The 18080-nt window shown below is 74.2% G+C and carries 13 protein-coding genes; 9 read left to right on the top strand and 4 right to left on the bottom strand.

From position 1 onward, the window contains the following. Positions 1–12: 12 nt before the first annotated feature. Positions 13–609, top strand: a complete 597-nt coding sequence (locus AB0F89_RS23480) for a hypothetical protein (protein ID WP_367127716.1) — start codon at positions 13–15, stop codon at positions 607–609. Further along, the gene (locus tag AB0F89_RS23485) at positions 606–1784 is read left to right on the top strand and encodes a PrsW family intramembrane metalloprotease (protein WP_367127717.1); all 1179 of its coding nucleotides are present in this window, start codon (positions 606–608) and stop codon (positions 1782–1784) included. The genes AB0F89_RS23480 and AB0F89_RS23485 overlap by 4 nt, the downstream gene beginning before the upstream one ends. Positions 1785–2006: 222 nt before the next feature. Here AB0F89_RS23485 and AB0F89_RS23490 read toward each other — a convergent pair whose 3' ends face one another. Both AB0F89_RS23490 and sigC read right to left on the bottom strand, forming a co-directional pair. Then, positions 2007–3341, bottom strand: a complete 1335-nt coding sequence (locus AB0F89_RS23490; RefSeq protein WP_367127719.1) for a GAF domain-containing protein — start codon at positions 3339–3341, stop codon at positions 2007–2009. Positions 3342–3531: 190 nt separating this feature from the next. Then, the gene (gene sigC, locus AB0F89_RS23495; protein WP_367127720.1) at positions 3532–4083 is read right to left on the bottom strand and encodes an RNA polymerase sigma factor SigC; all 552 of its coding nucleotides are present in this window, start codon (positions 4081–4083) and stop codon (positions 3532–3534) included. 63 nt (positions 4084–4146) lie between these two features. Between sigC and AB0F89_RS23500 the strand changes: the two genes are divergently transcribed. Further along, positions 4147–4764 carry a zf-HC2 domain-containing protein gene (locus AB0F89_RS23500; RefSeq protein ID WP_367127721.1) on the top strand — a complete coding sequence of 206 codons (618 nt, stop codon included), beginning with the start codon at positions 4147–4149 and terminating at the stop codon, positions 4762–4764. Here AB0F89_RS23500 and AB0F89_RS23505 read toward each other — a convergent pair. Further along, positions 4747–6174, bottom strand: a complete 1428-nt coding sequence (locus AB0F89_RS23505) for a PepSY-associated TM helix domain-containing protein (RefSeq protein WP_367127722.1) — start codon at positions 6172–6174, stop codon at positions 4747–4749. The two genes, AB0F89_RS23500 and AB0F89_RS23505, sit on opposite strands and share 18 nt — an antisense overlap. A 540-nt stretch (positions 6175–6714) precedes the next feature. Here AB0F89_RS23505 and AB0F89_RS23510 point away from each other — a divergent pair. After that, positions 6715–7863, top strand: a complete 1149-nt coding sequence (locus tag AB0F89_RS23510; protein ID WP_367127723.1) for a hypothetical protein — start codon at positions 6715–6717, stop codon at positions 7861–7863. Between the two features lie 203 nt (positions 7864–8066). Here the strand turns inward: AB0F89_RS23510 and AB0F89_RS23515 are convergent, their stop codons facing one another. Further along, positions 8067–8252, bottom strand: a complete 186-nt coding sequence (locus AB0F89_RS23515; RefSeq protein ID WP_367127724.1) for a hypothetical protein — start codon at positions 8250–8252, stop codon at positions 8067–8069. Positions 8253–8397: 145 nt separating this feature from the next. On the opposite strand from AB0F89_RS23515, the gene AB0F89_RS23520 reads away from it, so the two are divergent. The 5 genes from AB0F89_RS23520 (at position 8398) to AB0F89_RS23540 (ending at position 18078) form a co-directional block, all read left to right on the top strand. Further along, positions 8398–8823, top strand: coding sequence for a hypothetical protein (locus AB0F89_RS23520; RefSeq protein ID WP_367138986.1), 426 nt, complete (start codon positions 8398–8400; stop codon positions 8821–8823). 147 nt (positions 8824–8970) lie between these two features. Continuing rightward, positions 8971–10182 (top strand): zinc-dependent alcohol dehydrogenase, encoded by a 1212-nt coding sequence (locus AB0F89_RS23525; RefSeq protein WP_367127725.1) that lies wholly within the window; start codon positions 8971–8973, stop codon positions 10180–10182. Beyond that, complete coding sequence (locus tag AB0F89_RS23530; RefSeq protein WP_367127726.1) at positions 10179–11957, top strand: thiamine pyrophosphate-requiring protein; 1779 nt, start codon at positions 10179–10181, stop codon at positions 11955–11957. Before AB0F89_RS23525 ends, AB0F89_RS23530 begins: the two co-directional genes overlap by 4 nt. A 721-nt stretch (positions 11958–12678) precedes the next feature. After that, positions 12679–15426 carry an AAA family ATPase gene (locus AB0F89_RS23535; protein ID WP_367127727.1) on the top strand — a complete coding sequence of 916 codons (2748 nt, stop codon included), beginning with the start codon at positions 12679–12681 and terminating at the stop codon, positions 15424–15426. A 33-nt stretch (positions 15427–15459) separates the two neighbouring features. After that, complete coding sequence (locus tag AB0F89_RS23540; protein ID WP_367127728.1) at positions 15460–18078, top strand: AAA family ATPase; 2619 nt, start codon at positions 15460–15462, stop codon at positions 18076–18078. The last annotated feature ends 2 nt before the right edge of the window (positions 18079–18080 follow it).

The following is an 18080-nucleotide window of genomic DNA, read 5'->3' on the forward strand; positions in this document are numbered from 1 at the left end:
GGAGGTGCCGGTATGACACGAGCGGTGGGTCCGGGTTCGGCGGAAATGCCGGAGTTGCCCCGGCGCGAGCCGTACCGGACCTGGTTGGGGTCGGCGGTCGTGTTCGCGGTGATCGTGCTGCTGGTCGGCGCGCTGGTCGTGGTCGACTCGAACACCTCCGGCGCGGAGGAGGTCGCCCCGGGCACGACGGTGGACGTCGGCAAGGGCGTGACCTTCGTGCCGGCCGACGGGTGGTCCCTGGTCCGCGAGAACACGACGCCGGGCAGCGAAGCGGCCGTCGCCGCGCAGGGCGGCAGCTTCAGCGTGCAGGTCAAGGAGTGGGACGACAGCCTGGACGCCGAGGTGGAGCGGACTCGGCGCACCATCGACGCCAACTCGCTGCGGGTGATCGGCGACGGTGCGCCCTTCCGCACCGAGGGCGGCCTGACCGGCACGCGCCTGGGGTACACCGGGCCCACCACGCAGGGCTCCGCCTGGGTCGCGGTCGACGACGCGGCCGACCTGGCCGTGGTGGTCTTCGCCTCCAGCGTCCCGGAAACCGCCCAGCGGGTTTCCGGCCCGTTCGACGAAATGACCAACAGCATCCGGATGACGGGAGCGGGCGCGTGACGACCACCGGTGGACCCACCCGCTTTCTGGCGCCGGTGGGCGTCGACAGCTTCTGGCAGCCCCGTCGCGCGGCGTTCTGGCTGTTCGTGTTCTTAGTGGCGAACGGGTTGTTCTTCCAGACCACGCAGTTGCTCACGGCCTATCGGATCGTGCCGACCGCGGTGCTGTTCGGCATCGTGGTCTGGACGCTCTACACGATCCCGGCGCTGCTGTTCTTCCGGTCGCTGGACGTTTTCGAGCAGCACCCGCCGCTCGGGTTCGTGATGGCGTTCGCCTGGGGCGGCCTGGCCGCCACCTACCTGGCCGTCCCGGCCAACGCCGCGATCTTCTCGCTGGCCGCCAAGCTCGGCGGGCCCCAGTACGGCAGCGACTGGGGCGCGGCGCTGGCCGGACCCACCATCGAGGAGCCGCTGAAGTACCTCGGCGTGGTCCTGCTGGTCCTCATCGCGCGCACCCAGTTCCCGACCGTCCTGTCCGTCGTGGTCACCGGCGCGATGGTCGGCCTGGGCTTCCAGGTGCTGGAGGACCTGTCCTACTCGCTCAACGCCGCCATCGCGTTCCCGATGGACAACGAGGTGCTGCCCGTGGCGCTCGTCCTGGGGTCGCGCGGGATCGTCAGCGGCATCTGGAGCCACGCCATGTACACGTCGATCTCGGCGTTCGGCATCGGCTACTTCCTGACCCGCCGGCACAAGCCCGTCGCGCAGCGGCTGGCGGTGGCCGCGGGCGCGCTCGTCGTCGCCTGGTCGTTGCACTTCTTCTGGAACTCGCCGTTCTTCACCGACCTCGGGTTCTTCCCCAGCGTCCTGATCAAGGCCGTGCCGGTGGCCGTGGTGGGCTACCTGATCTGGCGGCTCGCGGGCAAGGAGGAGGGCAGCTACCTGAAGGTGCTGGCCGACCACTTCGTCTCCGACGACCTGATCACGGCGCAGGAGCGGGCGAACCTGCCCTCGCTGCTCGCCCGCCGCCGCGCCCGCAAGGCCGTGAAGAAGGCCCACGGCCGCGAGGCCGCCAAGGCGCTGCGCGAACTGCAACGCGAGCAGGTGCGGCTGGTGATGTACCACGGCCGCCACGGCGCCGGGGCCAAGCTCGCCGACCACGAGTACGCCGTCCACCGCGCCCGCGCCCGCCTCGACGCCGCCACCGGCGGGGAGCACCCCTCCTCCGTCGCCTGATACGCCCCGGGAAGGACGCCCGGTCATGCCGACACCGCGACGATCGCACGAGTGCTCCGGCCGGTGGCCGCGGTGAACGCCCACGACATCAGGCGCGCGTTCGTGGGGTTCATGGGCGAACGGGGGCACGTGCGGCTGAAACCAGGGCGCGCAGATCGCCTTCTACGGCCCGAAGAAACTGGTCGAGCGGGGCCGCCGACATGCCGATCGCGTGGCGGGTGTTCACCCGGTGCGGGGATCTCCCGCGTGCCGTGCTCGGGCGGGTCGGCGGTTGATGTAGGCGGTCAGGCCGCCGAGTTCTTCGTTGGCGATGAACGCCGACCGCACGTTGAGGAGGGCTTCCTCGGCGTGGTCGTGGCAGCCCCACGCGGCGTCGCCCCAGGCGTCGGCGATCTTGAGCTCGGCCGGCGCCGCGCACCCGTCGGCGCCGCCGAGCGCGCACTGCCGGGGGTGCGGCACGGCGGCCTGCGCGGCTTCGGCGGCGCGCATCCGCTCGGCCAGCTCCGCCGCGGCGGTGGCGCGCTGCTCGGCTTCGGCGCGCAGCTTCTGCTCCGCGCGCATCGCCTTGGTCAGCTCGGCGTGGGCCGCTTCGACGCGGGCCTCGGCGTCGCGACGGGCCTGCTCGGTGTGGTGACGTTCGATGGCCAGGGCCGCGGTGCCGGCGAAGACGCGGGCCAGGGCGAGGTCGGAGTCCTGCGGGGCGCGCGGGCTGCGGTGGTACATGGCGAAGGTGCCCAGCAGGCTCCCGTCGCGGGCCAGGATCGGCGTGGACCAGCACGCGGCCAGCCCGGCCCGGTCGGCCAGGCCCCGGAAGTCGTCCCAGAACGGGTCGGTGGCGATGTCGGTGACGACGACCGACTCCCGCCGGTGGGCGGCCGTGCCGCACGAGCCGACGCCCTCGCCGGTGGCGATCCCGTCGATGGCCTGGTTGTAGAAGTCGGGCAGGCTGGGCGCGGCCCCGTGGCGCAGGTGCAGCCCGTCGGGTTCGGCGAGCAGGACCGAGACGAGCACTTCCTGCGGCGCCAGGTCTTCGATGCAGCGGGCCATCCCGTCGAGGACCTCGGTCAGCGGCGCCTGCCGGGCGATCTGCTCCAGCAGGGCGCGGTGCTCGGCCATCAGGTGCTGGGCGTGCTTGACCTGGGTGGTCTCCACACCGATCACCCGGATCCCGACGACCTCGCCCTCGCCGTCGCGCCGAGGCTCGTAGGTGAAGTCGAAGAACGCCTCCCGGCCGTGCGGGCCGGTGTCGAGCACGATCCGCACGTCGCGACCGGTGTAGGGCTCACCGGTGCGGTAGACCTCGTCGAGCAGGGCGATGAAGCCTTGACCAGCCAGTTCGGGCATCAACTCCGCCAGCGGGACGCCGGTGCGCGCCCGGTGCTCGCCGATGGTGGCGAAGAACGCCGGGTTCGCCGCCTCCACCACGTGCGCCGACCCCGCCAGCGCGGCGAACACGGCGATGGACTGCCCGAACAAGTCCCGCAGGTCCCCCGCGGCAGCCTGCCCGGCAACCGCGGACCCCGCGGTGGAGGGGTGCTGGTCTGGTACCGCTGTCATCGTGTGGTCCGCTCCTCGTCTGTGGTGCTGATCGTAGTGCCGGGACGAGGGGCGTGCGACGTTCCGAGGTGGGGGCGGGGGTTCCTCGTGCCCCCGTCCCCACCTCTGTCCCTGTCGGTCTCAACGTGGGAAGCCGACGTAGAGGTGGTCGCGCGGAAGGGCGTTCTGGTTCCCGCCGGCGCCCCGGGGCTCACCCCGCTTCGGTGGCCTCGTCGCCGGCGGCGCGCAGCAGGTCGTCGCGGGCGCGGGCGACGCGGGAGCGGATGGTGCCCACCGGGCAGCCGACCACGTCGGCGGCCTCGGCGTAGGACAGGCCCAGGATCTGGGTGAGCACCAGGGCCTCGCGGCGGTCGGGGCTGAGCGTGTCGATCAGCGCGTTCAGCGCGACGGTGTCCTCGAAGCCGGGGTCGGCGGCCTTGCGGTCGGCCTCGTGCGCCCAGTCGGCGCCGGAGGAGAGCCGGGGTCGTGACTGCGCCGTGCGGATGTGGTCGACCACGACGCGGCGGGCGATGACCAGCAGCCAGGTGCGTGCCGAGGAGCGGCCGGCGAAGCGGCGCAGGCTGGGCAGGGCGCGGGCGTAGGTCTCCTGCGCGAGGTCGTCCGCCAGCCCCACATCGGTCAGATGGGCGAGGAAGCGCCACACGTCGCGCTGGGTGGCGCGGACGAACCGCTCCAGGGCGTCGCGGTCGCCGGAGCGCGCCGCGAGTGCCCAGCGGGTGCCCTCGTCATCGGGTGCTGTCACGATTCCGGATCGTAACCACACCTCGTGGGGAACTCGTGAGCCGAATGGAGCGACTGTTGGTGCGTGGACTGCCGATCCTGCCGTGAAGCGCTCTCGGCCCGCCTTGACGGCGAGGTCGAGCCCGTGCCCGCCGCCGAGACGGACGCGCATCTGGCGCAGTGCCCCGCCTGCACCCGGCGGCAGGCAGGCGCACAGGCGCTGACCAGGTCCATCCGGGTCCGGCCGGCAGGACCGGGCCCGGAATTCGTCGACGCCGTGCCGGCCGCCGCCCCACCCCGCCACACCGCCCTGGCGCCGGGCCTGGACCCCGCTGCGGTCGCCCCATCGTCCAACTGTGGCTCGCCCTGGCCCAGCTGCTCGCCGGGACCACCGGCGACCACTCCGACGGCGGCGCCATCGCCCTCGACCGGCGCGACCGCGCGCCGGCCGGCGGTGCGGAATCCAGGGAGGCCGCGGAGGCTGAGCCGGGGTTGGCCGACGCGCTCGCGCTGCGCGCGACGCTGTGGCCCGAAGGCGCGCGGGCGTCGTCTGGCAGGACCTCCAGGAACGCGTCCTCGTCGGGCTCAAGCAGAGGCGGGGCTGAACCAGGACACCGCGTGTGCCCTGCCCGTGCCACTCGTGGTCGATGCGGCACGGGCAGGGCACACGCGGGTGGGCGAGCGGTTACCGGCTGCGTGGTGAGGTGCGTGCGCGGGAGGCCAGGCCGATCAACCCGTCGAGGACGAGGAAGGCGAGCAGGCTCAGGCCGAGCAGGGGGATGGCCCAGCCGATGGCGATGAGCACGAGCGGCGCGGGGATGACGAACCACAGCGGCAGGTGCTGCCAGGTTCCGCGCTTCGGCGCGGCGCCGAGCGGGGCGCGGCGGTCGGCGCGGGTGGGACGGCGCTGCCACCACATGCGGTAGCCGAGCACGATCAGCGTGATCAGCCCCGCGGCGAGCAGGAACAGCGCGACCTGGTTGGCCGGGCCGAACAGCCGGCCCATGTGGGCCTGGATGCCCAGTGACGACAGCTTGGCCAACAGCGGTCGGTCGGCGAAGTCGGATCGTGCGCTCACCGCCGCGGCCTCAGGGTCGACGGCGACCCTGTCCAGGCGGATCGGCCAGGTGTTGTCGATCTGGGCGGCGGTCCACGCGGTGCCCGGCTCGGCCGCGACGCCGAGCTGCAGGGGGCCGTCCAGACCGGCGCCGCGGGCGGCGACGAGCACCCGGTCGAACGTCGCCGGGTCCACCGGCTGCGAGTCCTGCGACGCTTCGCCGTGTCCGGAGTGGCCGTCCGAGCCGGTGGCCGCCGCGTCGCCGCCCAGGCTGGTGTCCAGGGCGGGGGTCCCGGCGTCGAGCGCGGTCAGGGCGGCGCTGAAGTTCTCGCCGGCGTAGGTGGACCAGGTCAGACCGGTGGCCGAGAGGAACAGCGCGCCGAGCAGCACCCACACGCCGAGGCTGCCGTGCCACGAGCGGGTCCTGCGCACGCCCTTCGCGCCACCCTCCGGCGTCAACACCGCGCGGACCCTGCGGCGGGCGGTGCGCTGCCGAACCAGCCACAGGACCACGCCGACGAGGGCGAGCACCCACAGCCAGCTCGCGGCCAGCTCCGAGTACAGGCGGCCGGGTTCGCCCAGGTGCAGGTGCCGGTGCAGGCCGCCCAACCAGGTCGTGGCCGGGGTGGATCCGAACGTGGTGGTCAGCCGGCCCTGCACCTGGGCGGTGCGGGGGTCGACGTAGACGGTCTCGTTGGAGCCCTCGGGCAGACCGGGGAGGGAGAACACGACCTGTGTCGTGGCGTCGGGGTCGTCGGCGGTGAGCACGGCGGTGACCGCGCCGTCGGGCAGCGCGGCCTGGGCGGCGGCTACCTGGTCGGCCAGCGGGCGCGGTGCACCGGTGGTCGACGACGCCTCCAGCACATCGTCGTAGAGCACGGCGTCGAGCTGCGGCGCGAACGCGTACAGCAGCCCTGAGAACGCCGCGACCACCAGGAACGGGGCCACCAGCACCCCGGCGTAGAAGTGCAACCGGCGTAGCAGCGGCACCACGGACACCCGGGCCGAGCCAGAGGGCTCGTCGGTTCGCACGACGTCGATCGGTGGAGCGGACACGGAGCACCTCTGGTGGGGACGAAGGGAGGATCTGCTCACTGGTCGGATGTGGGCGGCATCCGGTTCCCGGCGATTCGAGAACCGGGAGGAATGGTCCGGAGCGGGGTGGTGTCGCTGATCCGCACGCGCGACCGCGAACCGGAGGATGCGAGTTCGCGGGCGAGTATCGCGCCGTGGTCGGAGCTGTGCACGCCGTAGCGCCGATGACCGAGCTTGCGCATGAGGGTGTCGACAGCTGCTACTTACCGCTTCGCCGATCGCATCCGGGGGCTCGACGGATGACCACTGTCAACGACGGTGGAACCCGTGGCCGGGTCGAGCCGTCGAAGCCCGTTGCGCACGGGTGTTCAGCGAGTCGATGCTCCTCAGGGGATGGGTGATCCAGTGTCCGGCATGTCGTCGTCGCCGTACCCGCAGGTCCCGGGTGGACCGGGGCCGGGTCACGGGCCGCAGTCCTGGCCCGCCTACCCGGCTGGACCGGTGCACGGTGGGCCGGGGTGGTCATCGACCCCGCCGCCGCCGCCGCGACGCACGAGCCGGATGGTGTGGGTGGTCGTGGTCGTGATCGCGGTGCTGGTGGCCGGGAGCGTCACCGCCTGGCTGGTCCTGGGCGGTGAGGGTGAAGGGACTCCTGGTGGCGGACGTAGCGGCGGTGTGGGTGAGGGCGCCGGCTGTTCGGGCGAGTACTGCCTCGGCGAGTACCAGTACGTGAACGCCTGCGGCCTGCTCGACCCGTCGAGCGTGGCCAACCGGATCGGACCGATCGGCAACGACGGCCTGCTGGTGCAGGAGTCCTTCATGGACCCCCTGCCGACGGCCGACCCGGCGTCGCCGCCGACGTGGCCCTTCTCGGCGCGATCGCTCTGCGACATCAGGCCGGTGGACTACGAGAAGGCGGTGTTCCGCACCCTGTCGCTGGAGTTGGAGCAGTACGCCAAGGACGGTGTGGTCGAGCAGAGGCCCGTCGAGCGGGGCCGGTCGTTGCCCGGCATCGAGAACGTCGCCGTCCAGGACGGGGACGGTGGCGCGGAGGTGTTCGGCCGGGTCCGCAACACGCGCTTCAGGCTCAACCTCTTCTGGGGGAACAAGAAGCCCGCGATCCCCGAGCCCACGCTCACCGCGCTGGTCGACGCCGTCGTCAAGGGGGTGCCCAACGGGCCGAGCCCGGCCGCGGACCTCGGTGAGCCGGGCGGCGGCGACCGGAAGGCGGTGACCGACGCCTGCGCGGTGTTCACCGGAGCGGACTTCCAGGACGCGGTGGGCTACGTCGTCGACCCCACCAACGTCGACCGCACGTACCGCACGACGCCCGTGGGTCCGATCACCAGGACGTGCAGGCGGACCACCGCCGCGCTCGACCGCGAGCGGCCTGCCCCCGAGGGGGCCACCTACATGGACGGGGCGATGTCGCCCAAGGTCACGGTCACCCTGCACCCCGACGCGGCGGCGGCGCGGAAGGCGATGGCGGAAGACCGTCGCGACGTGGCCGGCGCGGTCGACATCCCCGGTCTTGGCGACGGGGCCGTGTTCGGGGTCGTCGCCTCCGCCTTCACCCTGGAGTTCACGCACGGGGTCCACCAGGTCCAGATCAGCTGCGGCCTCACCAACGGCAACGCGGACTGGACGCCCGCCGACATGCGCGCCCGCCTGGAGCCCCTGGCCGCCGCCGTCGCGGCCCGCATGCCCTGACGACCGGAGGGTGGACCGGTCCACTGCCGGGCCGCCCGGGCGCCCTGCGACCCGCGCTGATCCGACCCGTGCTGATTCGACGGGGGTGTCAGATCAGGTGGGACTTCAACGCGTCGGCGATGCGAGCCGCCAGCACCCACCGGTCGGCATCGACGGACTTGGATGACATGATCATCCCTCACTTTTGGCGTGGCCGGGAGGTCCTACGCGCCCGTCCCACCCGACGGTGCCGCCCGCTGGTCGGGTCCCAACGGCGCGACGAGGTCGCCCAGCACGTGCTCGCCGGTGAGGAACGGAGCCAGGCGGTCCAGCCACTCGTAGCTCGCGCTGCCGGTCAGCGTGCAGGCGCCGGCGAAGCCGTGCACGTACACCCCGTCCGGGCTCCTCACGTACCGCACGTCGGCACGCAGCCGTGGACGCATCCTGATCCCCAGTCTCGACCGGTCACCGGAGTGAAGCCCGTCCGCCGGGGACCGGCAACTCGGATCACCTGTTCCGGTGGCGCGCACGTTCGGTCAGCGAGGTCGGGTCGACCTGCCACCGCGGGTGCGCACCGGCGCCTCACCGCCGCCGTGCCGGGTTGAGCCGGTCGAGGGCGACCTGGTCCGCGTGGTGGACTTCGACGTGCGCCCCGGCGTGGAGACCGACATGGGCGACGGCGACCAGGGCCGCCCGTCGATGTGCGGCAAGGTCGCGGTGGTGGCGGTGGTGGCGGTGGTGGGCAACGAGGACGGCGCGCACAAGATCGTCGCCGACTGCTTCCAGGCGCTCAACGACGTGGGCTTCACCATCCCGACCGGCGACGGCACCTACTGGAACAACGAGGCGATGAACCCGAAGGACTACCTCGACCTCGACGAGACCCCGGATGCGGTCGCCTCGACCAACGAGAAGCCGGCGGGCAACGCCGTGCACCTGGCGCGGCTGCTCAAGCAGGCCCAGTACCCGCCGGTCCGGTGAGGGGCGCCCGCGTGAGCGAGCTGGAAGTGGTGCACGAGTCACCGGTCCGATGCCCACCGGGTGGTCGATCCGGTCGACCGGCTGTGGGTGGCGTTTCGCCACCCACAGCACGGGAAGCCGTCCGTGGACGACGACGGAGGAGACGGCATGAAGGCAGTGGTGTGGCACGGGATCGGGGACATCCGCCTGGAGGCGGTGCCCGATCCGAAGATCCTGGAGCCCAGTGACGCGATCGTGCGCATCACGCGCAGCGCGATCTGCGGCACCGACCTGCACCTGGTGCGCGGCACCATGCCCGGCATGGTGGAGGGCACGGTCCTCGGCCACGAGGCCGTGGGCGTGGTGGAAGAGGTCGGCCCGGCGGTGCGCGGTTTCTCACCCGGTGACCGGGTGGTGGTGACCTCCACCATCGGGTGCGGCACCTGCTCCTACTGCCGGTCTGGTTACTACGCGCAGTGCGACACGGCGAACCCGAACGGGCCGACCGCCGGGACCAGCTTCTTCGGCGGGCCGGAGACGACCGGTCCGGTGGACGGCCTCCAAGCCGAGTACGCGCGGGTGCCGTTCGCGATGACGACGCTGGTGCGCGTCCCGGACGCGGTGAGCGACGACCAGGCGATCCTGCTGTCCGACATCTTCCCCACCGCCTGGTTCGGTGCCCGGCTGGCCGAGGTCCGCAAGGGCGACAGCGTGCTGGTGCTGGGCGCCGGAGTGGTCGGGCAGTTCGCCATCGCCTCCGCCAAGCGGCAGGGCGCCGGGCGGGTGTTCGCGGTCGACGGCATCGCCTCCCGCCTGGACAAGGCGCGCGAGCAGAACGCCGAGACCGTCGACTTCAACCGGGAGGACCCGGTCGCCCTGGTCAAGGAGCTGACCGGGGGCATCGGCGTCGACCGCGTCATCGAGGCCGTCGGCGTGGACGCCCAGCGCCCGAAGACCGGCCCCGCCGCCGAGCGGGCCGAGCAGCAGGCGGAGCGGTTCGAGCAGGAACGGCGGCAGGCCGCTCCCGACGCCGACCCCGCCGGGGAGCAGTGGGTGCCCGGCGACGCGCCCAGCCAGGCCCTGAGGTGGGCGGTGGAAGCGGTGGCCAAGGCGGGCAGCATCGGGATCATCGGCGTCTACCCGCCCGGCTTCAGCGCCTTCCCCATCGGCGAGGCGATGAACAAGAACCTCACCGTCAAGATGGGCAACTGCAACCACCGCCGCTACCTGCCCGAACTGCTCGACCTGGTCGTCAGCGGGGTGGTCGACCCCACCGCGTTCATCACCCAGCACGAGCAGCCGGTCAACGCGGTCGAGGCCTACGAGACCTTCGACCGGCGCGAAGAGGGCTGGCTCAAGACCGTCCTGGACGTCGCATGAGCGGCACCGTCGCCGACGCGCTCGTCCGGCGCCTGCGGACCTGGGGCGTGCCCAGGGTGTTCGGCTACGCGGGCGACGGCATCGACCCGATCCTGGCCGCCCTGCACCGGGCCGGCGGCGATCCGGAGTTCGTGCCGGTGCGGCACGAGGAGATGGCCGCGTTCATGGCCACCGGTCACGCCAAGTACACCGGCGAGGTCGGCGTCTGCCTGGCCACCCAGGGACCCGGTGCGATCCACCTGCTCAACGGGCTCTACGACGCCAAGCTGGACCACCGCCCGGTGGTGGCGGTCGTGGGCCAGGTGGTGTCGACGGCACTGGGGACGGGCTACTTGCAGGAGGTGGACCTGCACACGCTGTTCAAGGACGTCTGCGGCCAGTACCTGCAGACGGTGTCCGCGCCCGAGCAGCTGCCGGTCCTGCTGGACAACGCGATGCGCACCGCGATCTCCGAGCGCGTGCCGACGTGCCTGATCGTGCCGCACGACGTGCAGCGCGCCGACGCGGTGGAGGAGCTGCCGCACACCCACGGCGTGGTGCCGTCCTCGGCGGTCGTGGCCCGGCCGCGCGTGCTGCCGCGCACCGACGACCTGCGCCGCGCCGCCGAAGTGCTCAACGCGGCGCGGCGGCCGGCGCTGCTGGTCGGGCGCGGCGCGGCAGGCGCGGAGCGCGAGGTCGCCCAGGTGGTCGAAGCGCTGGGTGCGGGGGTGACGGCATCCCTGGTGGGCAAGCCGGTGATCCCCGAGGACGCCCCCTGGCACACCGGCGTGATGGGCCACCTGGGCACCACCGCCTCGGCCGAGCTGATGGCCGGCTGCGACGCGCTGCTCATCGTCGGCAGCAACGACCCGTGGACCGAGTTCTACCCCGAACCCGGCCAGGCGCGCGCCGTGCAGATCGACGTCGAGGCCCGCGTGGTCGGCAGCAAGTACCCGGTCGAGGTCCCGCTGGTGGGGGACGCCACCGAGACGCTGCGGGCACTGCTGCCGCTGCTCCACCGCAACCCCGACCGCCGGTGGGAGCAGCGGGTGTTCACCTCCGTGGCCACGTGGCGGCGGATCGCCGGCGAACGCGCCCAAGCCCCTGCCGACCCGCTCAACCCGGAACTGGTGGTGCACGAGCTGTCCGGCCACCTGCCGCTCGACGTGCGGGTGGCGGTGGACGTCGGCTCGGCCACCTACTGGTTCGCCCGCCACCTGGCGCTGCCGGCCGGCGTGCCCGCCCACACCTCCAGCTACCTCGCGTCCATGGGCTGCGCCCTGCCCTACGGCCTGGCGGCCAAGCTGGACGCGCCCGACCGGCCGGTCGTCGCCCTGGTGGGTGACGGCGCGATGCAGATGAACGGCCTGCTGGAGCTGATCACCGTCGCGGACCGGTGGCGCGACTGGGCCGACCCGCGGTTCGTGGTGCTGGTGCTGCACAACCGCGACCTCAACGAGGTCACCTGGGAGCAGCGCGAGATGGAGGGCGACCCGCGCTTCCCCACCTCGCAACGCGTCCCGGACTTCCCTTATGCCGCTTACGCCGAGCTGCTGGGCCTGCGCGGCATCCGGGTCGACTCACCGGAAGCGGTGGGCAAGGCGTGGCACGACGCGTTCCACGCCGACCGGCCGGTGGTGGTCGAGGCGGTCGTGGACCCCGCGGTGCCCCTCCTGGCCCCGCACCTGCCCGACGAGAAAGTGGACAAGATCCACCAAGGGCTGGACCAGGAGCCCGACGGCGACGCGGAACGGGAGCACCTGCGGCGGCAACGCGCCGACGAGGGGCACCAGTAGCGGTCGGCGGTGGTGGGCCGGGCGAGCACCCGGCCCACCACCGCACCGGAGCCGGTCCCGGGGAAGAAGCCGTGCGCGCCGGCCAGGCGAAGCCCGCCGCCGAGCAGGGGGGAGGACTCGGCGAACCGGGCTCCTCCAGCAGGCCGCAGCCGCTGTGCTGGTGGGGTCCTATCGGGCTGGTGGTGCTCTGTTGCGCAGCGCCACCTCACCGGTGACCTTGACGGCGATCACGGAACACGCCCGGATCCGCACGCCCGCAGAAGTCCGTTCATCCGGGGGAGTTCGCTCGTGGTGGTGCGGCGGCAGGCGATGGGCAGGCCGGACCCGCAAACCCGATAACACAGGTGGGAAGCCGGGCCCGTCGTCCGGCGCCGCGGTCGGTGGTGATCGGTGTGTCGAACAGGTGTCCTCGGAATGAAATGTCGGGACTTCCCATTCGGTCGGCAGGGGTGGCGCGATCCGGTCGCGGTGCTCCGTCTCGTGTGCCCGACCCGTCCTTCCGCGAATTGCGCACGGCGGCGGCGAAGCCTCCGCTATTCGCGGAAGGGGGTGTCGTGACCTCGGTCGCGACTCGCTGACCTGGGCCGAGGTTGCCTGAAGGGGCATCCGGTCGCCTTTACACATCGTGCTCGGATGGCTACGATAGGTTATCGACGGAATTCGTTCAGCTATTGCGATATCTCTTGGGACATCGTTCGCACAGTGGTCGGAGGTCGTCGAGGTGTCTACACCCCGAACGCTCGATCGCGCGGCAGGTCGAGGTGGGCGACTGCTGGGCCGTGAGCGCGAGTGCGCCTCGGCTCGCGGCCGCGTCGAAGCCGTCGAGGTCGGCGTGCGGCAATTGCTGATGATCCGCGGGGACGAGGGGGTCGGGAAGTCCCGGCTGCTCGACGAGGTGCTGGACACCGCGGTCGTTCCCGCGGGGACCACGATTCTCCGCGCACGCTGCGATCCGGAACTCCGCAACGTCTCCTACGGCGTGGCGCGCGACCTCCTCGGCTGTCCCAGCGGGCTGCCCGGGCAGCCCGACGCTCCCGCCATCATGCACTACCTGTACCGGCGCGCGGCCGACCTGATGGCGTCCGGGCCGCTGGTCCTCGCCGTCGACGACCTCCACTGGTCCGACGAGGACTCGCTGGACTGGCTCGGTTACCTGATCCGGCGCTCCTGGCATCGGCCGCTGTGCCTCGCGCTGACCGCGCGCACACCGCTCATCCGCCCGATCACGGTGCTGCGCGGCGCTTTCCTCGGCGCCGGCACGACCACCATCGACCTCGGGCCGCTGCCCACCGACGCCGTGGACCGGCTCGTCACCGAAGCCCTGGGCGACTCCGTGGACGAGGGCGTGCTGACCGAGGTCCGCCGGCTGAGCGGGGGGAACTCGCTGCTGCTGACGCGCCTGCTCGCGCGGCTCGCGGACGGTTCGGCCCCCGCGGTCGGTGTCGAGGTGGTCATCACCTCGGTCGTCGACTGGCTGCTGGCGCAGCGCCCGCAGGTGGCGCGCGTCGCCCGCGCCATCGCGGTGCTGGAGACCGGCGATCCCGACCTCGTCGCCGCGCTGTCGGGTGTGCCCACCCGCGCCGTGTCCGGCGCCGCGGACCTCCTGCGCTCCGCCGGCCTGCTCGTGCCCGGTGGCGACGGCTTCGTCCACGACCTGGTCCGCGAGGCGGTGCTGACCGGCCTGTCCGGATCTCGTGTCGTCCACATGCGCACCCGGGCGGCCCGCCTGCTCAACGACGCCGGCCGGCCGGCCGAGGTGGTCGCGTCGCACCTGCTCCGCCTGCCGGCGCCCGACAAGCCGTGGATGCGCGCCGTCTTGCGCGCGGCGGCCGACGACAGCGCCCGGCGAGGGGCGCCCCGCGCGGCGGCGCGGTTCCTGCTGCCGCTGGTCGACGCCATGCCCGGTGATGCCGCCCTGCGTGCCGGGCTGGCCGGTCTGCTGGCGCACGACGACCCGTCCTCAGCGCTGCGCCACCTCGACCGCGCGCTCGCCGACGCGCCCGATCCGAGGCTGCGCGCGCGCATCGCCGTGCAGCACGGGAAGACCGCGCTGGCCCTCCAGCGCTCGCCCGACGCCACGCGAGTCCTGGAAACCGCGCTCGACGCGCTGGTGGAGGCGGCCGGGCCGACCCCGTCGAGGGAGGACCGCGAACTGCTCCACCACGTCCGCGCCTCGTTGTTCATGTCCGCGGTCGACGAGAAGTCGACGGTGCGCCAAGCCCGCGACCGGGTGCTCCGGCTCGGCGAGCCCGCCGGCGGCACCCCGGCCGAACGACAACTGCTGGCCGTCCTGGCGGTGTCGGACGCGATTGCCGGGCACCCCGTCGAGCGGGCCGTCCGCCGCGCCGAGCGGGCCCTGCTGCTGGACGAGGCGGCCTGCGGCGGCTGGACGGCGCTGGCGTCGGCGTTCGTGCTCGACCTCGCGGACGACACCGCCGCGGCCGTCACGGCGGTCGACCGCCTCGTCACGCGCAGCCGCGCGGAGGGCGCGGCCTGGGCGCACCGCGTCGCTCTGGGCACCCGCGCGACCCTGTTGTGCGGCGCGGGCAACTTCACGTCGGCCGGCGTGGACGCCAGGCTCGCCCTGAAGTCGTCGCGCCACCGCACCCGGCGGTCCCACCCCGTCCAGCCGGCCGTCACCCTCGCCCACGTCCTCGTGCGGGAAGGCGCCGCGCGTCGCGCGGCCGACCTGCTGGCGGCGGTCGAGCACCCGGGCTTGGACGACCTGCTGTTCGACGGCCACCTGTTCCGCATGGCGCGCGCCTCGGCCCGCGCCGAACTGGGCGACGCGGAAGGTGCCCTGGCCGACCTGTCGTGGTGCGGTCGCAGCCTCGCCGGAGCCGGGGTGGCCAACCCCGTGTTCGCGCCGTGGTGGGCCGAAGCGGCTCTCCTGCTCGCCGACCAGGGCCGCACGGCCGAAGCCGAGGCCCACGTCGAGCACGGTGAGCGGTTGACCGCGAACTGGGACGTGCCGCGGGCGCGAGGGCTCGTCCTGCTGACCCGGGCCGCGGTCGAGAAGGGCTCCACGGCCGTCGAGTCGATGACCGAGGCGGTGCGGGTCCTGGAGGCGTCGAGCGCCCGGTACGACCTCCAGCGCGCGGAGCACCGCCTGGGCAGCGCGCTGCTGCGCCGCGGCGACACCCGGGAAGCGCGCGAGCACCTGCGGCGCGCGGCCGACCTCGCCACGCTGTGCGGCGCGCCGGTCGCCGCCGCCCGGGCCAGGGCGCTGCTCCTCAAGGCAGGTGGCCGGATGCGGAACCTCACGGGCAACCGCGCCGACATCCTCACGGACAGCGAGCGGCGGGTGGCGCGGTTGGCGGTGGGCGGGGCGACCAACCGCGAGATCGCCGAGGCGCTGTTCGTCACCGCCCGCACCGTGGAGGTCCACCTCACCAGCGCGTACCGCAAGCTGGGCATCACCGGCAGGGCGGAGCTGGCGACCGTGTTCGCCGGCGGGGAGGGCGACTGACCGGTGTCCGCGACGCACCCAGAGCAGCACCCCGTGACACCACTGGTGGAGCGGGACGCGGAAACCTCGCTCCTCGACCGCGTCGTCGGCGACCTGACCGCGGGCCGGTCGGCGGCCGTCGCCGTGATCGGTCCGCCGGCGATCGGCCACAGCGCGCTCCTCGCGCACGCGGCCCGCGTCGCCGCCGGGCACGGCGTGCGCACCGTCGCGGCCCGCGCCCGGCGGTGGGAGACCGACGTCGAGTGGGGCGTGGTCGACCAGTGGCGCGCGTCCCTGGCCCCGGACGGGTCCGGGTGGCCGCCCTTGGACCGCCTGCGGCCCGAGCAGCGGGCCGCCGCGTCGTCCGACGTGTGCTCCGCGCTGCTCGCCACCGCCAGGCGCACTCCGCTGCTGCTGCTGGTCGACGACGTCCACCGGGCCGACCGGGCCTCCACCCACCTGCTCGGGATGCTGCTGCGCCGGCTGCGGCAGGCCCCCATCGCCGTGGTGTGCACCGGTCGCTCCGCCCCGGAGGCCGGCGAGTGCACCCCGCTGCGCCCCCGGCCGCTCACCGCCGCGGGCGGGCGCCGCGTGAGCCGCGACCGCCTCGGGCTGCCCGGCGCGGACGACCGGTTCGACGCCGTCGTCGAGGCGTCGCTCGGCCTGCCCGGGGTCCTCGTGCCGGCCCTCGACGAGCTGCGCGACACAGGGGCGCGCGTCGACGTGCGCGCGGTCGAGGCCGCCGTGCTGCGCCGCCGTGCCGCCGTCGTCGACCGCACGCTCACCGGCCTGCCCGCCGGTCTCCTCGACGTGGTCCGCGTCCTCGCCGTCGCCGGGGACGCCGTCCCGCTACCCGCGGCGCGGGGTACCGCCGCCGCGCTCGACCACCTCCGCGCCAACGGCCTCACCGCCGCCGGTCCGGCCGCGGGCGACCGCCCCCGGCTCGCGCCGCACGTCGCCGAGCAGGTGCTCGCCGGCACGGACCCGGCGGTGCGCCGCGAACTGCACGCCCGGATCGCCGAGGCCGCCCACCGCGTCGCCGCGCCCGATGACGTGGTGGCCCGTCTCCTGCTCGGCGCCGCGCCGCTCGGCGCGCCCTGGGCGGCCGCCGTGCTGCGCCGCGTCGGCCGGCGCAGGCTGCGCGAGGGGCACGACAGGGAGGCCGCCGCGCTGCTGGCGCGCGCCGCCGGCGAACCGGTCGACCCCGCCGCCCGCGCGGCTCTGGTGGTCGACCTGGCGTGCGCCGAGGGCCGCGACCGGCCGGTCGTGTCCAGACGCGCTCTGATCACCGCGGCGTCCGAGGGCCGGCACCGGCAGCCCGCCGTCGACCTGCTCCTCGTCGTGGGCGACGGGGACGCGGTGTGCCGGACGCTGCCGCTCGACCAGGTGGGAGACCGGCCGGGCGACGCCGGGTTGGGCAAGCTGCGCCGGATCGCCTCCCTGATAGCCGGCCACGACGTGGACGACCGGGTCGACGCCCGCACGGCCGCGGCGGACCCGGTGCTCGCGGGCGCCGAAGCCTGGCGGCTCGCGCTCGCCGGCCGCGACCTCCACCGCGCCCGGAGGCTGGCGTCGCTGGCCGTCGCGGAGCAGCCGCTCCTCTCGCCCCGGCTGGCCGGCGCCGCCACGCTCGTGCTCACCGACGACCTCGCCGAGGCCCGCGCCGTGCTGACCGACATGCTGACCGACGCCCTGCGCGTCGGCCGGCGCGGCAGCGCCGCCTCCATCGCCCACCACCTGGCCCACGCCGCGCGCCGGGCCGGGTACCTGGACGAGGCCGCGCGGCACCTCGACCACGCCCTGGAGCTGCTTCCGCTGCCGGCGTGGCCAGCGCGCACGCGGGCCATGCTGATCGCCTCCGGCACGCTGCTGGAGGTCGAGCGCGGCGACCCGGACGCCGCCCGCCGCCACCTGGCCCTCGCGGACCCCGCATCCGGACCGGGCCGTGGACGCCTCCTGCACGCCCGCGCCGCCGTCAGCCTCGCGTCGGGCGACCCGGTCTCGGCGCTGCACGACCTGCTCGACTGCGGGCGCCGGCTCGCCGGGCGGGGGCGCGGCAACCCGGCGCTGGTGGACTGGCGCCCCCTCGCGGCCGAGGCGCTGGTCCGGTTGGACCGCGCCGACGAGGCCCGGACCCTCCTCGCGGAGGAGAGCCGGGCGGCCGCCGCGTGGGGCACGGCCAGCTGCGTCGGCGCCGCCAGGCTCGCCGCGGCGCGCTGGGGCCGCGAGCCCTTCGAGCCACGGGCGCTGGCCGAGGCCGAGCACGTGCTGCGCCGGTCACCCGCCCGCCTGCTGCACGTCCAGGCCCAGGTGGAGCTGTCGGCGGCCGAGCTGCGGCTCGGCCGGACCCGGGAAGCGGCACGGCTGGCCGACGCCGCCGCGCGCACGGCCCGTGCCTGCGGCGCGGTGCCCGTGCGCCTGCACGCCGAGGCGCTGAGCGCGGCGGCGCGGGCCGGCGCCGACGTCCCGCACGACCGCACCCGCCGGCTGTCCGAGCTGTCGCCGGCGCAGGCGAAGGCCGCGGAACTCGCCGCGCGGGGGATGACCAACCCCGAGATCGCGGGTGTGCTGGGCGTGAGCCGCCGCACGGTCGAGCTGCACCTGACCACCGCCTACCGCAAGCTCGGTGTGGCAGGCCGGGGCGAACTGCTCGCCCTGATCGGTGGGCGGTGACG

The sequence above is a fragment of the Saccharothrix sp. HUAS TT1 genome (assembly GCF_040744945.1).
Classification (GTDB): Bacteria; Actinomycetota; Actinomycetes; order Mycobacteriales; family Pseudonocardiaceae; genus Actinosynnema.

What these genes read in the sequence shown, in the direction of transcription:
- AB0F89_RS23510 (WP_367127723.1), top strand. Translation starts at nt 6,715, where the DNA reads ATGGTGTGGGTGGTCGTGGTCGTGATCGCGGTGCTGGTGGCCGGGAGC.
- AB0F89_RS23490 (WP_367127719.1), bottom strand. Translation starts at nt 3,341, where the DNA reads ATGACAGCGGTACCAGACCAGCACCCCTCCACCGCGGGGTCCGCGGTT.
- AB0F89_RS23480 (WP_367127716.1), top strand. Translation starts at nt 13, where the DNA reads ATGACACGAGCGGTGGGTCCGGGTTCGGCGGAAATGCCGGAGTTGCCC.
- AB0F89_RS23525 (WP_367127725.1), top strand. Translation starts at nt 8,971, where the DNA reads ATGAAGGCAGTGGTGTGGCACGGGATCGGGGACATCCGCCTGGAGGCG.
- AB0F89_RS23530 (WP_367127726.1), top strand. Translation starts at nt 10,179, where the DNA reads ATGAGCGGCACCGTCGCCGACGCGCTCGTCCGGCGCCTGCGGACCTGG.